Raw genomic sequence first — 14351 nt, 5'->3', positions numbered from 1 at the left:
GCCCCCCGCCGCCTCGGCGGCGGCGCCCCGCACCCGGCGGGCACCGGCGCGGGCGACGCCCCGACGCCGCCGCCCGGCGCGGCCGGCGACGCCATGGACCTGGACCCCGCCCCCGTGCCGCACGGGACCGCCCCGCACCCCGCCGCCACCGACCCGACGCCGCCGCCCGGCGCGGCCGACGACGCCATGGACCTGGACCCCGCCCCCGTGCCGCACGGGACCGCCCCGCACCCCGCCGCCACCGACCCGACGCCGCGGCCCGGCGCGGCCGACGACGCCATGGACGTGGACATGGACGCGGGCGCCCACCCGCCCGCGCACGCCCCGGAAGCGGCACCCGCCGTACCGGTCGGCGGCGCCCACCCGTGGACGCCGCCCGGCGCGGGCCAGGGCGCCGTCCACCGGTTCACGCTCGTCAACGACGCCTTCCGCGAAGGCAGTCCCGGCCGGACCACCCCGCCCGCGGGCGCGCTGACCGAGAACGCCTACCTGGACTTCGTCCGCGACAGCGTGGCCGAATCCCGGCCCCTGGGGTTCGTCGTCAACGCGATCGTGCGCTGGGACGGCCTGGCCAACGGTGGTCTGCAGCGCTTCCTGGACACGGTCGGGGCAGGCCTGCACGGTTTCGACCGGCGCGTCGCGGTTGTGATCGGCGTCAACGGGCCCGATAGCGCACTGGCCGCCATCCAGGCGGCCATGCGCACCGAGCTGGGGAACGCCCGGTTCGCCCACCCGGTGGCGCTGGTGCACGTGCCGTACAACGCGACCGGCGGCTCCTTCCAGTACGGCACTGTTCGCAACGCCGTGCTCGAGAGCGCGGTCGGCACGCACCTGGCCCGCACCATGATGGAGCACAACCTCCATCCCTACTTCTCCGTCATGGACTTCGACTTCCACCCGCACGTGGTCCCCGACGGCCGGCACGTCTTCCAGTACTTCGAGGAGACGCTGCGCATGCCCGACGCCGCCGCCCTGCGCGCGGCCGGCGAGATGCCGGAGCCGCCGCTGCGTCCGCTGATGATGGCCGGCGGCTACCGCGCGCCCGACCTCACCGCAGCGGGGGCGAGGTCCGAGCTGATCGCGGAGGCCAACGCCAGGATCGCCAAGGACGCCAAGGCCGCCGCAGACGCCGCGGCCGCCAAGGAGGCCGCGGCGAGCGGCAAGGGCAAGGGGAAGGGGAAGGCGGCCGCCGGCCCGAGTCCCGTGCCGGACGCCGCAGCGAGCGGCACGGGCAAGGGCAAGGGGGCCAAGGGCAAGGGAGCCGCAGGCCCGAAGGCCGCGCCGACCATCGCCCCGGCCGAACTGCCCGGCCTGCTCCGGCGCATCGAGCACGACATGAACGCGCGGACCCGGCTCGCGGCGGTCCACCCGCAGCTGCCGTACATTCCCGAGCCGAACCTCTTCGTGGACGCCGCCGCCACGATGCTGAGCCGGGAGGGCGGGGACGCCCTCCGCTTCGGCGGCGGTGCGGGCGAGTTCGCCACGCTCGGCAACCGGCTCAACCAGCTGAACGCCTGGGAGATGAACCGCCGACTGCCGCTGCCGGCCTTCACCGGCACTGCCGACGAAGCCCGCGACCTGCTGGGCCGGGCGGCCGCCTCCCTGCGGCCGGGCGGGGTCAGGATCCCGGCGCACGAACTGCCGGCCGCGCAGGACGCGATCCGGCAGCTGGCCGACGCCTTGGACGGCCCCCGCCCGGCCCTCGGCGGGTTCGGCCCCGGCGACGCGGGCCGGCTCCGCTCCCTCGCGGACTCCCTCGGCCACCCGGTGCCGCCGCACGGCAAGGCACCGGACACCACCGCGACCCCGCAGCTGCTGAACAAGGCCGTCGACGCGCTGGACACCCGCCTCGCCGAACGGGCCGTCGCGGCCGGCAACAACACCCTGCCGGAGCGCGGCGCGGCCTTCGTCAACGACGTGCAGGGCGCCGCCGTGCCGACCGACGTGGCCCGGCTGATCGCGGGTGCCAAGCGGACCGGCAAGCTGCCCCAGGACCACGGCGACCTCAAGAACCCGATGGACCGGCTGGTCGGCACCTCGGAGGCGGGCGGCTCGGCGCAGACCGCCCGCAAGGGCCTGTACCCGGCCCACCACCGGGACGAGTGGACGGCCCGGCCCGACGACGGGCCGGCCGGCGGGGCCACGGGCGTCCCGACCGGACGCGACCCGCTGTTCCCGCACAGGCACGACCCGCAGCCGGCCCGCCCCGCCGACCCCGCGCCCGGTGCGCACGACCACTCGGCCGCCCCGCCGCGGACCCGCACCGCGGGCGGCGTGTCCGGCACCCTCGACTCGCGCCTGGGTGCCGACACGAACCCGCCCTCCACCGCGGTGTCGGCGGGCGTGCCCGGCGCCGACGGGCTGCGCGCCGGCATCTCCCCCGACGAACTCCGGCTCGCGACGCGCGACCTGGCCCTGTCCAACGACCGCATGGCGCTGCTGCGCCGGCTGCGCTACCTGCGCGAGGAACACCTCGGGCCGGGGACGCAGCCGCTGCCGCAGCCGCCCGGCTCGCTCTTCGACGCCCTGAGCGGCGCCGCGCAGCGGGACGCCTCCCTCGCCCCTGAGCGCCTGCTGAGCAGCACCGTGGACGGGCTCGACAAGCCGTACTCCAAGCCCATGCCCGTGGACACGGGCGAGTCGGACTACGCGAAGAAACTGGGTACCTGGCACAGCGCCGCGAAGAGGGAAGCCGACAAGAACCTCAATCCGGTCATCGACGCGCTGGGGGCCGAGAAGATCAGCGTCGAGGACTTCTTCACCCGTCTGGCCCAGGGGCGCATCCACCCGCCCTCCGGAACGCTCCGGGAGTTCATCGGCAGCGGGGAGCGGTTCGCCATGGACCCGGGCGGCCTGCTGGTGCTGAAGCAGTACGCGGCGGCGCTCAGCCGGGACATCCACGTCACCGGCGGCGACGGCGTCACCCACGTCGTGGAGGGGGCTGCGTCCGCCGGCGCCAAGCGGCGCCGGGACGGCGGGAGCGTGCCGCTCCACCTCACCTGGGAGCACGGCAGCGGATGGCGGGTCGGGCCGCCGCAGGCCGCGCCGCCGGCCCCGGCGCCCGGCGGGCCTGGCGGGCCCGGCCCGGCCGGGCGCCCGGGGGCGGGCGACGGCGGCGGAGCCGGCTTTGACGGCCCCCCGCCGTCCAAGCGCCGTCGTCCCCCCGGCGGGACCGACGGGACGGGCCCGTCCACCGGGCCCGCCCCGTCCGGATCCGCCCCGTCCGGATCCGGGCCGGGGCGGGCCACGAACCAGCAGCAGGACGCGGAAACCGCCTGGGAGCAGTACTCGAACGCACAGGCCGAACTGAACCGGGCCACCCGCGACCTGGACCTGCTGCGCGCGCAGGCCGGCGAGTCCTCGTCCGGCTCCTCGGCGCTCGAAACAGTGACCCGCCGGGCCCGGGCGGCCCAGGACGCGCTCAACCGGGCCGAGCAGATGCTGGAGCAGCTCGGCATCGACGTGTCCCACCGACTGGGCCGACTGCGGCTGGACGACTCCGCACCGCCGCCCGGCCCGCACCACCACCCGTCCGACGGAGGAGCCCCGTGACCCCGCCCGCCCCGCGCCGCTTCGCCGCCCACCGCGCCGTACCGGGCGGCACCGCCGTGGCGTACGAGACCGTCGCGGCCGCCCTCGCGGCGGCGGATCCGGGCGACACGGTGCTCCTGGCGCCCGGCGTGCACCGCGAACGGCTCCGCCTGGACCGGGACGTCACGCTCCGCGCGGCCACCGGCCCGCAGGCCCCGGCGGCGCCGTCGAATCCGCAGGCCCCGACGGCTCCGGCGGACCCGGCGGACCCGGACGGCGGCGTGTCCGGCGTCGTCCTGACCGCCCCCGGCACGCGGACGGGCACGGACGCCGAGCCGGACGCCCCGGTGCTGGAGGTTGCCCCCGGCGTCCGCGCGGCCCTGGACGGGATCACGGTCCGCGGCACCGCCGGCGACCGGCCGGCGGTCGTGCTGTCCGGCGGCGCCTGCACGTGGACCGGCGGCGGCGTCACCGGCGGCCGGCTCGACGTGCTCGGCGACGCCACCGCCACCCTGCGCGGGCTCACCCTGCGCGGCGCGCACCTGGCCGGAGTGCTGCTGCGCACCACCGGCACGGTGCGCCTCGACGACTGCCTGCTCGACGGCATCACCGGCACGGGCCTGGTCGCGGGCGGCGACACGGCCCTGGAGGTCACCGGCACCACGGTGCGCGCGGTGACCGGCTCGGCGCTGCGGATCCGCGAACGGGCCCGGCTGACGCTGCGCGGAAGCCTGGTCGAGGCACCGGGCCGCAGCGGGCTGCTGGTGGAGGACGAGGCCGCCGTCGACGCGGCCGACTCCCGCCTTCGGGACTGCGGGACGGAGGCCGTCCGCGTCCTCGGCAGCTCCCCGCTGCCCCCGGACGAGGACCGGGACCGGCACGAGAACGGGGACGAGAACCGGCACGAGAACGGGAACGGGAACGGGGACCGGGACCGGGACCGGGAGGCCGAACCCGGCCGGGACGGCGGCGTACGCCTGTCCGGCTGCGAGCTGACCGGCGCCGGGGCCGACGCGGTGGGCGTCACCGGCGCGGGCGGGGTGGAGCTGCGGGACTGCGCCCTGCGCGACTGCGGCGGCTCCGGCGTGGCCGTCGGCGGCACCGCCCGGGTCCGGCTCGCCGGCGTCCGGATCGTCCGTACGGGCGGCACGGCGCTGGCGGTCCGGGACGCGGCGGTGCTGGAGGCGGCGGACACCGACGTGCGGGACGCGGGGGCGAACGGCGTGCTGGCGGCCGACGAGGCCGCGGCCCGCCTCACCGGCTGCTCCGTGACCGGCACCCGGTACAGCGCCGTGCACGCGGGCGGCGGCGCCACGGTCGTCGCGGACGGGCTGCGGGTCGCGCGGTCGCCCGAGCACGGGGTGCACGCGGTGGCCTCGGCCTCGCTGGAGCTCACCGACGCCCGGATCACCGGCTGCGGCATGTCGGGCCTCGACCTGGCCGGCGGGGCGCGGGCCCGCGTGGCCGGCCTGGATGTGGCGCGCTGCCACCAGGGCGTGACGGTCTCCGGGCCGCAGGGCGAGGCGGAGCTGACGGACTGCCGGGTGTCCGACGTGGAGCGGGCCGCCGTGGTCCTCGGGCCCGGCACGGTCCGGCTGGCCGGGGCCAGGCTGCTGCGGGCGGGCACGGCCGCGCTGGTGGTGGGGGAGGACGCCCGGCCCGTCGTGGCGGACGTGGACGTCCGGGACCCGGCCGGCTCCGGGATCGTGGTGGCCGCCGGCTCCCGGCCGCGGCTGCGGGACGTACGCGTGACGGCGGCCGGGAAGAACGGCCTGGTGGTGGAGCCGGGCGGGGGCGGCGCCTTCGAGGACGTGGACATCGCGGCGCCCGGCTACCCGGCCGTGCACGTGGGCGCGGGCGCGGCGCCCGTGCTGCGGCGCGTCCGGGTCCGGGACGCCGAGGAGGACCTGAGCGCCGATCCGGAGGCCGCGCCGGTGACCGAGGACTGCGTGTCGCTGCGGGTGGCGAACGCCGTGTGGCCGCAGCCCGGCGGCGGCACGCCCCACGACGGCGCGGGCGACGCGGGCGACGCGGACGGCAGTGACAGCAGTGACGGCGGTGACGGCAGTGACGGCGGTGACAGCGGGGACGAGGCGGAGAGCCTGGAGAGCCTGCTCGCCGAACTGGACCGGCTGATCGGGCTGGAGGGCGTCAAGCACGACGTCGCCTCGCTGGTCAAGCTGATGCGCATGGTGCAGCGCCGCGAGGCCGCCGGGCTGGCGGCGCCGCCGCTCAGCCGCCACCTGGTCTTCGCCGGCAACCCCGGCACCGGCAAGACCACCGTGGCCCGGCTCTACGGGCGGATCCTGACCGCCGTCGGCCTGCTGGAGCGCGGCCACCTGGTGGAGGCGGACCGGTCCGCGCTGGTCGGCGAGTACGTCGGCCACACCGGCCCGAAGACCCAGCGCGTCTTCCAGGAGGCCATGGGCGGGGTGCTGTTCATCGACGAGGCGTACTCGCTGGCACCGGCCGGAGGGGGCGGGGGGAACGACTTCGCCCAGGAGGCCATCGCCACCCTGGTGAAGCTGATGGAGGACCACCGGGACTCGGTGGTCGTCATCGTGGCGGGCTACCCGAACGAGATGGAGCACTTCATCGACTCGAACCCGGGCCTCGCCTCGCGGTTCAACCGGACCCTGCTGTTCGAGGACTACAGCACGCCCGAGCTGGTGCGGATCGTCGAGCAGCACGCGTCCGCGCACGAGTACAACCTCACCGACGACGCCCGCGGGATGCTGCACGGCTACTTCGAGCACATGCCGCGCGACGGCCGGTTCGGCAACGGCCGTTCCGCCCGCCAGGTGTTCCAGGCGATGACGGAGCGGCAGGCGTACCGGGTCGCGGAGATCGAACTCCCCACGCAGGACGATCTGGTGACGCTCTGCGCGCTGGACGTGCCGGAACTGGACGTTCCGGCGGAGCCGGCCCCGCCTGGCCGGGCCGGCTCCCCGGCGGCGCTCACCACAGCCGCCGGGGGAACGGCCGGCTGACGCCGGGCCGGGGCCCGCGTCAGGCCAGGCGCCACTTCTGGTTGCTGGTGCCGGTGCAGGTCCACAGCTGGAGCTTGGCGCCGTCGCCCGTGGACCGGTCCTTGACCTCCACGCACTTGTCCGCCTGCGGGTTCACGAGGTCCCCGGCGCCGCTCATCACGAAATGCTGCGCCGGGTTGCCGCTGCACTCGGCGAGCTGGATGGCGGCGCCGTCGTCGCGGGAACCCCAGGCCACGTCCATGCACATGCCCATGGCCCGGACCGTGCCGTCGCCGCGGAACTCCCAGCGCTGCGGGGCCCGGCCGTCGCAGTCGTGGATCTGGAGCTGGAGGCCGTCGAGGGGGTTGCCGCCGGGGATGTCGATGCAGCGGTTGGAACCGGCGCCCACGATCATCGATCCGGTCGGGGCCGCCTCCGGCGCGGTCTTCCTGGTCGGCTGCCGCTGCTCCTGCGGCTGCTCCTGCGTCTGCTCCTTCGTCTCCTTCGGCTCGGGCCGGGCCGCCGTCCCGGGGGCCTGCGTCCCGCTGCCGCCGGGCGCCTTGCCCGCGGCGGGCGCGGCGGCACCCGGCGCCTGCGGTGCTCCGGAGGAGTCGGCGCCGGAGGACGCGCCGGACCCGCCCTGCGGGGACCGCGTCGGCGTGGCGCCCGTACGGCCGGGCCGGGGCGCGGGGTCGGCGGCGGCCACGTGGGCCGTGGGCTCGTCCGCCACGAAGGTGACCCGGCCCACGGCGGGCACGGCGAGGGCCACGACGGCGGTCGCCACCGCCGCGCCGGCCGCGGTGGTCCAGACGCGCTTCTCGGGCAGCAGCCGGCGCCGGGGCGCGGCGGGCCGGCGCACGAAGGCGTCCGTGAAGCGGGGCCCGCCGGAGTCGGCGTCCGGAGTGCCGGTCGAGGGGGTCGGGCGGGCGCTGTCCTGGGACGGCACGTGTGGTCTCCCGTCGGCTCGTAGGCCCGTGCGGGCCGGGGCGGACACGTCCTCCGGTGCGGGACAGGACCCCTGGGCCCCGTATCGCCGCACCGGTACGTGACGCAGCGTCATAAGTATTTGGGATCAGGGCAGTTCATCACCATGACACGGAAAGTCTAGTCCGCGCCGCCCAGGCGGCCCCCCCCGACGGGTACGTCGCACAGTCTCCCGACCACCGCGGTACTCAAGGAAGATCTGGCCTGGAAGTTCCCACGTTTGCCGGGGAGGGGCTCAGCCTCCTGCGGCATATGGCGAAGACCTTCCCCGAGGCCGTAGCGTCCGCCGACGCTGCTCCGAACAGGCCCTGCTTCCTGGCGGCCATCTGCTGCCTGCTGGCCGCCCGACAAGAAGATCCGACGCCGCACCGGCGCCGTCCGGCTTTTCTTCGCCGACTGCGAGGTCAGGGCGGCGGCCTATGGATACCTTGTGGACGAGATGCCGGGCGATGATCCCGACGACCGGCACCGTGCGGCGGCAGCGGTGGCTGCTGGTGCCGCCGCGCTGATCACGTGGAACCTTGCCGACTTTCCTGCGGGTGAATCGGCCGCACGCGGAGTGCGGGTGATCGACCCGGACTCGTACCTGTGCGGGCTGTACGGCGAGTTACCGCATGAGGTTGTGGAGACGGTGGTCAGGCTTGCCGGAGAGAAGCGCAACCCGCCCGTCGCGACCGCCGATGCCGTCAGCCGACTTGCGAAGGCCGGCTTACCGGCCTTCGCCGACCTCCTGGCACAGCATCTCAAGGACCAAGGAGGTACCGGACGGACATGGGCAGCGCCGTGCTGGCCGTGATCGACATGCAGAACGGTTTCGTGAACCATCACGCGTGAGCCCGCTCGGCCACTGCCGCGCTCGACACCTGGGCACAGGGACAGCGCGATAAGGCGCGGACCGATCAGGCACGGAACGGGCACGCGAGGTACGGAAAAAGGTGCGGGAGTTCCTGGCAACGCAGAAGGCCCGGGTCGATGACCTGGGCCTTCGTCGTGGAGCGGGTGACGGGAATCGAACCCGCGCTCTGAGCTTGGGAAGCTCATGTTCTACCATTAAACTACACCCGCGTGGGACGCCGGTTGGAGCGTCTCAACGTCGCACACTGTACCCCATTGCGAGCCTCCGGTGCATGAGCCGGAGGCTTTTGTGCTGTTCGGGGAGGTATTGCGGGGTGGCCGGCCGGGGTCGGCGAGGGGGGCCGGGGCGAGTCCGAAAGGGATCGGCAGGCATGGGGATCGGTGTGCGGGGCAGGGGGGTTGGGGCGTACGGTGGCCCTCCCCGGATGCGGGGCGCCGCCCGAGCAGCAGCCCGGTCCATCCCCTAATGTGGCTTTTGCCGCCGCTGTAGAAGACGCAGGGCGGCACGTCTCGTGGGGAAGGGCAGCGATGGAACGCACTGTCGTCCGATGTGCCGAGGGGCACCTGTTCAGCACCGGTTCTCTCCCGATGCAGAATCTCGGTCCCGAGCGGCTCGGTCCCGGCCGGCTGCTGCGGTGCCCGCGGTGCGCGCGGCTGCGCAGCTCCGTCCGGGTCGACCCGGGCACGCTGAGCCGTGAGCAGGTCGAGCAGGTGCGCAGGGCCGGGGAGAGCGCCTTCGTGTAAAGGGCTCGTTCCCGCGCGCGGGCGCGGTGGCCGATGAGGGCGGGCGGTGGCTGCCGGGGCTGGTTGGGCCCGGCGGCCACCGCCCGCGTAGGCTTCCGTACCGTGCTTCTCTCAGACAAGGACATCCGGGCCCAGATCGACTCCGGACGGGTGCGGATCGACCCCTTCGACCCCCGGATGGTGCAGCCGTCCAGCATCGACGTGCGCCTGGACCGGTTCTTCCGGGTCTTCGAGAACCACCGCTACCCGCACATCGACCCCGCGGAGGAGCAGGCCGACCTCACCCGGCTGGTGGAGCCGGAGGGCGACGAGGCGTTCATCCTCCACCCCGGGGAGTTCGTCCTGGCCTCCACCTACGAGGTGGTGACCCTGCCGGACGACATCGCCTCCCGCCTGGAGGGCAAGTCCAGCCTGGGCCGCCTGGGCCTGCTGACGCACTCCACCGCCGGCTTCATCGACCCCGGCTTCTCCGGGCACGTCACCCTGGAGCTGTCCAACGTCGCGACGCTCCCGATCAAGCTGTGGCCGGGCATGAAGATCGGCCAGCTGTGCATGTTCCGGCTGAGCTCGCCGTCGGAGTTCCCGTACGGCTCGGAGCGGTACGGTTCCCGGTACCAGGGGCAGCGCGGGCCGACGCCCTCGCGCTCCTACCTGAACTTCCACCGCACCCAGGTGTGACGGGGCCGGAGGCACGGCCGGCACGGCGAAGGCACGGCGGGGACGGCGGGGGCACGTGGGGACGGACAACACACGAGGCCCCGGCGCGGGCGTACGAGGACTGGAGAGCATGGCTGACGAGCGCGAGAACCTGACGTACCCGCTGTTCGGGCAGGCGATCCGCGAACTGGCGCAGACGATCGCGGACGACGGCTACCGGCCGGACATCGTCCTGTCGATCGCCCGCGGCGGACTGTTCGTGGCCGGCGGCCTGGGCTACGCCCTGGACGTGAAGAACCTGCACGTGATGAACGTGGAGTTCTACACCGGGGTGGGGACCACCCTGGACATGCCGGTGGTGCTGCCGCCGGTGCCGAACGTGGTGGACCTGAGCGAGAAGAAGGTCCTCATAGCCGACGACGTCGCCGACACCGGCAAGACGATCGAGCTGGTGCGCGACTTCTGCGAGGGCCACGTCGCCGACGTGCGCAGCGCGGTGATCTACGAGAAGCCGCAGTCGCTGGTCAAGTGCGAGTACGTGTGGAAGCACACGGACCGCTGGATCAACTTCCCGTGGTCCGTGGAGCCCCCGGTGGTCACCCGCGAGGGCCAGGTCCTGGACTCCTGAGGCCCCGGGGCACTGCGCCCCGGGCGCGGCGGAGCCCCCGGCCCCGGGCCGTGGGGAACGGCTCGGGACCGGGGGCTCCGGTCCGCGGTTGCGGGTGGCGGTCAGGCGGGGACGGTTCCGGCGGTGAGGGCCGGACGGGTGACCGCGGTCAGCTGGGTGCCGTCCTCGCTCAGGGTGAGTTCGGTCCGCAGGGCGGCCAGCTCGCCGAGGCTGTGCGGGTGGGTGCCGCCGCAGGAGAGGGAGACCGGCTCGCCCGCCTCGGGCAGGGCGCAGGTCCAGCGGCGGTGCGCGGTCAGCTCCGGCCCCGGGGTGTCGATGCGCACCGGGGAGCCGGCCGCGACCCAGCCCGCCAGGCGGGCGTTGACGGTCTCGGTGATCGCCGGGAGGGCGTCCGCGAGCCCGTCGGAGGTGAAGCCCTTCTTCCGCAGGGACTTCCCGATCCGGTAGACGTCGGTGCTCGCCTCCTCGCCGATCCGCGAGGTGTCCATGGCGAGGGAGTCGAAGTCCGGGTTGCCCAGGCCGTCCGTGCGGACCTCCTTGCGCCAGCGGTCGGCCAGCGCCTCGTTCAGGGCGAGGGCGAACAGGTGGCAGCCGGTGTGGGCGGCGGACAGGGCGGCGCGCCGGCCGGCGTCCACGGACAGCTCCGCCTCGTGGCCGACGAAGGCGTCGGAGAGGGAGGAGGGGTCCGTGGCGGCCTTCGCCGCCGGGACCTCCAGGACGTGGAGCACCTGCCAGGTCCAGGTCTCGTCGCCGCGGCGCACCGGGATGTCGGTGCCGACGCGCAGTTCGCCGGTCTGCGGGTCCTGGGCGGCGGTGAGGCAGTCGACGACCCGCCACGTGCCCGCGGCCGGCCCTTCGCCCGCGACGCTCAGCGTCCCGGTGTCCCCCGGCTGGTCCGGCCAGGTGTGGTCCAGCGGGTGGAAGGGGGTGGCCGCGGTGACGACGCCGAGGCGGTCCTCCGGCATGGGCAGCGCGGCGACGACCGCGGAACGGCCGGTCGTCGCGCCCGAGGGGAAGGTGACTTCGGTGGTGCTCAGGGGCATGGTGCGGATCCGTGGGTGGGGAGCGGGGGGACTGGGGGCGGGCCGGGCGGCCGGGGTCAGCTTCCGATGGTCGGCAGCTTGATCAGGACGAGCAGTCCGAGCAGCTGCACCGCACAGGCGCCGAGGGCGCGCGGCCACGGCAGGTCGTGGGACTTGCTCACCATGGAGGTGAGCAGCGCGCCGCAGGCCAGCCAGGTCCCCCAGCCCAGCACCTGGACGAACGCGCTGTCCACGGGCATGAAGATCGCGAAGAGCAGGCGCGGGGCGTCCGTGATCACGGTGATCAGCATGGACAGGCCGATGGTGGGTGCCCACAGGCCGTCGCCGCCGAACTGCCGGGCCAGGGCGTTGGTGACCGCGCCGAGCATGAGGTAGCTGATGACCACGGCGACGCCGGCCATCAGCACCCAGGGGATGCTGTTGGACAGGGTGGCGTTGAGGACCTCGTCGCGGGCCTCCTCGCCGAAGCCGAAGACGGCGACGAGGCCGTAGACGAAGGTGACGAGCAGCGCGGTCGCCCACATCTGGTGGTCGCGCATCCGCCAGAAGGTGTCGCCCGGGCGCAGCACGATGCCGCTCAGCAGCGCCTTCCAGTGCAGGCGGGGCCCCGGGGGCGGCCCGGAGGGCCGGTCGCCGGACCGGTAGGTCGAGGCGTTGTCGTAGCCGTCCGGGTCGTCACCGGGACGGCCGCCCCCGTCGGGGAACTCGCCGACGCGGAACGCGACGGTGTGGCCCGGGGCGTCGTGCGGCGGCGGTGCCTGGTGGTGCCGGGGGGAGTGCGGGTGCGGGCTGTGCTGCTCCCCGCCGAAGTACTCGGGCTCCTCCGACGTCCACTGCTGCTGAGGGGCGCCGCCGCGGCCGTACTGACCCGGCTGTCCGGGCTGTGCCGGGCCGTGGTTCGGGTACGCCGGGGGCGTGCCGTTCTGCTGTGCGGTGCGGGGGTCCTGTCCGCGTCCCATCCTGAATCCAGCCACGTCTTCGAAAGTACCTTGTTTGTGCTGGTGGTTGGGGAGAGGGGCGGTTCCGGGGGAGTTTCGCTGCGAAGCTGTGACACTGCCCGGGCCGGTGGCCGGTGGCCGGTGGCTGGTGGCCGGTGGCCCGGGTCGGGCAGCGGCAGTGGTGTGCGGTGTGCGGTGTGTACCGCGGGGGCGGGCGGTTCGCTGCGGGGGTACGGCAGCGGGCCCGTCCCGCCGCCGTCGCAGGAAGGCGGTGGAACGGGCCCGCAGGCCGTACGGAGGGTGTCCGTACGGTCGCCCAGCGGCTGCGGGGCGACCTGTGCGCGGTGTTGAGCCGGTCCTCGGGGCGCCCGGGGGTGTATCGGGGTGGTCGGGCGCCCCTCGGGGGTGGTGCGGTGGGAGCGGTCGGCCGCCGGACGGGTCAGCCGGCGAAGTTGATGCCGTACAGGGGGGTGCCGGCGGTGGACAGGCCGGCGCCGGAGGCGGAGACGGCGACTGCACCGGTGGTGGTGATCTTCGTGCCGTTGGAGCGCAGGGCGACCAGGGCGCCGTTGTCGCCGTTCTCGCCGGAGCTGCCGATGGTCAGGTCGGCCTTGCCGTCGTTGTTGAGGTCGGTGAGGTGGACGTCGGAGCCGAAGTAGTCCCCCTTCTCGTTGGAGCCGGGGATGCCCGCGATGTCCTGGTGGAAGAACTGGGGGGCGGGGGCGCCGGTGGTGTTCAGGCCTTCCGCCGTGCCGTATACGACGGTGACGGCGCCGGTGTGCTGGATGCCGCCGAGGGACTCCCAGGTGGATCCGATGGCGAGGTCGAGGTGGCCGTCGCCGTTGACGTCGCCGAGGTGCAGCTCGTTGCCGAAGCCGTCGTCGGTCTCGGATCCGCCGGGGATACCGGGGGACTCCTGGGTGATGCTGGTGCGGTTGCTGCTCGGTCCGGAGGCGGAACCGTAGACGATGTTGACCTTGCCGCCGGTGACGGCGCCCGGGACACCGGAGTCCGCGTCGAAGGACAGACCGATGACGATGTCGCCGTAGCCGTCGTGGTTGAGGTCACCGATGTCGGTGATGGCGCCGGCGGGCAGCTTGACGGTGCCGGTGGCGGTCAGGCCGGAGGCAGTGCCGGGCAGGTAGTAGTTGGTGTTCCAGCCGTACTCGGTCTCGGTCTCGAAGCCGTCGACGATCAGGTCGGCCGTGCCGTCGCCGTTGACGTCGCCCGGAGTGAGGTTGAGCGGGCCTTCGCCGCTGCCCCAGATGGGGGCCTTGACGGTGTAACGACCCCCGGTGCCGCCGGACTTGGTGAAGTTGCCTCGGTAGACCTGGACGGTGGACGAGGTGGAGCCGATGGCCAGGTCGGTCTTGCCGTCGCCGTTGAAGTCGGCGGCGCCCAGGGTCTTGCCGAACTTGTCGTGGCCGCCGGGGTTGGGGTCGGCGACGGTGGTGCCGCCGGACAGGCCGGAGGCGGAGCCCCAGACGATGACGACGGTTCCGCCGTCGGTGTCGCCGGAGACGTCCTCGCGCGGGGCGCCGACGGCGAGGTCGCTGTAGCCGTCGTTGTTGAAGTCGCCGGCGGCGGTGACGCCGCCGAAGCGGTCGCCGGTCTCGGCGCTGCCGGGGATGCCGGTGCTGTTCTGGGTGATCACGGCGCGCTTGGCGGCGGTGATGCCGTTGGCCGAGCCGTAGTGGACCACGAAGGCGCCGGCGGCGGACTTGCCGCCCACTTCGGTGCCGGGCGCGGAGACAGCGAGGTCGCGGTAGCCGTCCCCGTTGAAGTCGGCCTCCTGGCCGGAGTTGGCGGAGGCGGTGCCGGCCGTGCCGACGAGGCCCGCGGTGACGGCCGCGACGGTGGCGGCGCACGCGAGGGCGCGGGACATGCGTTTGTTCACGCAGTTCTCCTGGTTGCGGGGACGCCGCACGGGCGTCCGCTGCCGTGAGTGCCGGACAGGTGCGCTTCACCGTCGGTTCGACGGTGGTTCACCGGTCGACAGGGG

Annotated in this window: 10 protein-coding genes and 1 tRNA gene; 6 read left to right on the top strand and 5 right to left on the bottom strand. The window is 74.6% G+C overall.

Annotation, left to right across the window (positions count from 1 at the left end; genetic code table 11):
• Positions 1-93 precede the first annotated feature (93 nt).
• A complete protein-coding gene (locus GQS52_RS12025) occupies positions 94-3552 on the top strand; it encodes a hypothetical protein (RefSeq protein ID WP_182313439.1) in 3459 nt (1152 codons plus the stop codon).
• Positions 3549-6521, top strand: coding sequence for a right-handed parallel beta-helix repeat-containing protein (locus GQS52_RS12020; protein ID WP_259370722.1), 2973 nt, complete (start codon positions 3549-3551; stop codon positions 6519-6521). Before GQS52_RS12025 ends, GQS52_RS12020 begins: the two co-directional genes overlap by 4 nt.
• 19 nt (positions 6522-6540) lie before the next feature.
• Here the strand turns inward: GQS52_RS12020 and GQS52_RS28395 are convergent, their stop codons facing one another.
• Complete coding sequence (locus tag GQS52_RS28395) at positions 6541-7446, bottom strand: RICIN domain-containing protein (RefSeq protein ID WP_346268236.1); 906 nt, start codon at positions 7444-7446, stop codon at positions 6541-6543.
• 468 nt (positions 7447-7914) lie between these two features.
• Between GQS52_RS28395 and GQS52_RS12010 the strand changes: the two genes are divergently transcribed.
• Positions 7915-8280, top strand: coding sequence for a hypothetical protein (locus GQS52_RS12010; protein WP_182313437.1), 366 nt, complete (start codon positions 7915-7917; stop codon positions 8278-8280).
• Between the two features lie 195 nt (positions 8281-8475).
• Here GQS52_RS12010 and GQS52_RS12005 read toward each other — a convergent pair.
• Positions 8476-8549: transfer RNA gene (locus tag GQS52_RS12005), tRNA-Gly, on the bottom strand.
• 318 nt (positions 8550-8867) lie between these two features.
• On the opposite strand from GQS52_RS12005, the gene GQS52_RS12000 reads away from it, so the two are divergent.
• The 3 genes from GQS52_RS12000 (at position 8868) to GQS52_RS11990 (ending at position 10368) form a co-directional block, all read left to right on the top strand.
• Positions 8868-9083: a hypothetical protein gene (locus GQS52_RS12000; protein WP_182313436.1), complete on the top strand. Its 216-nt coding sequence runs from the start codon at positions 8868-8870 to the stop codon at positions 9081-9083.
• A gap of 102 nt (positions 9084-9185) precedes the next feature.
• Positions 9186-9761 carry a dCTP deaminase gene (gene dcd, locus GQS52_RS11995; protein WP_182313434.1) on the top strand — a complete coding sequence of 192 codons (576 nt, stop codon included), beginning with the start codon at positions 9186-9188 and terminating at the stop codon, positions 9759-9761.
• 109 nt (positions 9762-9870) lie between these two features.
• Positions 9871-10368, top strand: a complete 498-nt coding sequence (locus GQS52_RS11990; RefSeq protein ID WP_182313432.1) for a phosphoribosyltransferase — start codon at positions 9871-9873, stop codon at positions 10366-10368.
• 101 nt (positions 10369-10469) lie between these two features.
• Here the strand turns inward: GQS52_RS11990 and GQS52_RS11985 are convergent, their stop codons facing one another.
• From GQS52_RS11985 to GQS52_RS11975, 3 genes are all read right to left on the bottom strand, one after another.
• Positions 10470-11411, bottom strand: coding sequence for a metal-dependent hydrolase (locus GQS52_RS11985; protein ID WP_182313430.1), 942 nt, complete (start codon positions 11409-11411; stop codon positions 10470-10472).
• Positions 11412-11467: 56 nt separating this feature from the next.
• The gene (locus tag GQS52_RS11980; RefSeq protein ID WP_259370721.1) at positions 11468-12385 is read right to left on the bottom strand and encodes a YIP1 family protein; all 918 of its coding nucleotides are present in this window, start codon (positions 12383-12385) and stop codon (positions 11468-11470) included.
• Between the two features lie 403 nt (positions 12386-12788).
• A complete protein-coding gene (locus GQS52_RS11975; RefSeq protein ID WP_330166874.1) occupies positions 12789-14246 on the bottom strand; it encodes an FG-GAP-like repeat-containing protein in 1458 nt (485 codons plus the stop codon).
• Positions 14247-14351 lie beyond the last annotated feature (105 nt).

Source organism: Streptomyces sp. SCUT-3 (assembly GCF_014083985.1).
GTDB lineage: Bacteria > Actinomycetota > Actinomycetes > Streptomycetales > Streptomycetaceae > Streptomyces_H > Streptomyces_H thermolineatus.
This window is presented reverse-complemented; position numbering and strand designations above follow the sequence as displayed.

Coding starts and splice junctions, on each gene's coding strand:
- GQS52_RS12025 (WP_182313439.1), top strand. CDS start 94: ATGGACCTGGACCCCGCCCCCGTGCCGCACGGGACCGCCCCGCACCCC.
- GQS52_RS12000 (WP_182313436.1), top strand. CDS start 8,868: ATGGAACGCACTGTCGTCCGATGTGCCGAGGGGCACCTGTTCAGCACC.
- GQS52_RS11990 (WP_182313432.1), top strand. CDS start 9,871: ATGGCTGACGAGCGCGAGAACCTGACGTACCCGCTGTTCGGGCAGGCG.
- GQS52_RS11985 (WP_182313430.1), bottom strand. CDS start 11,411: ATGCCCCTGAGCACCACCGAAGTCACCTTCCCCTCGGGCGCGACGACC.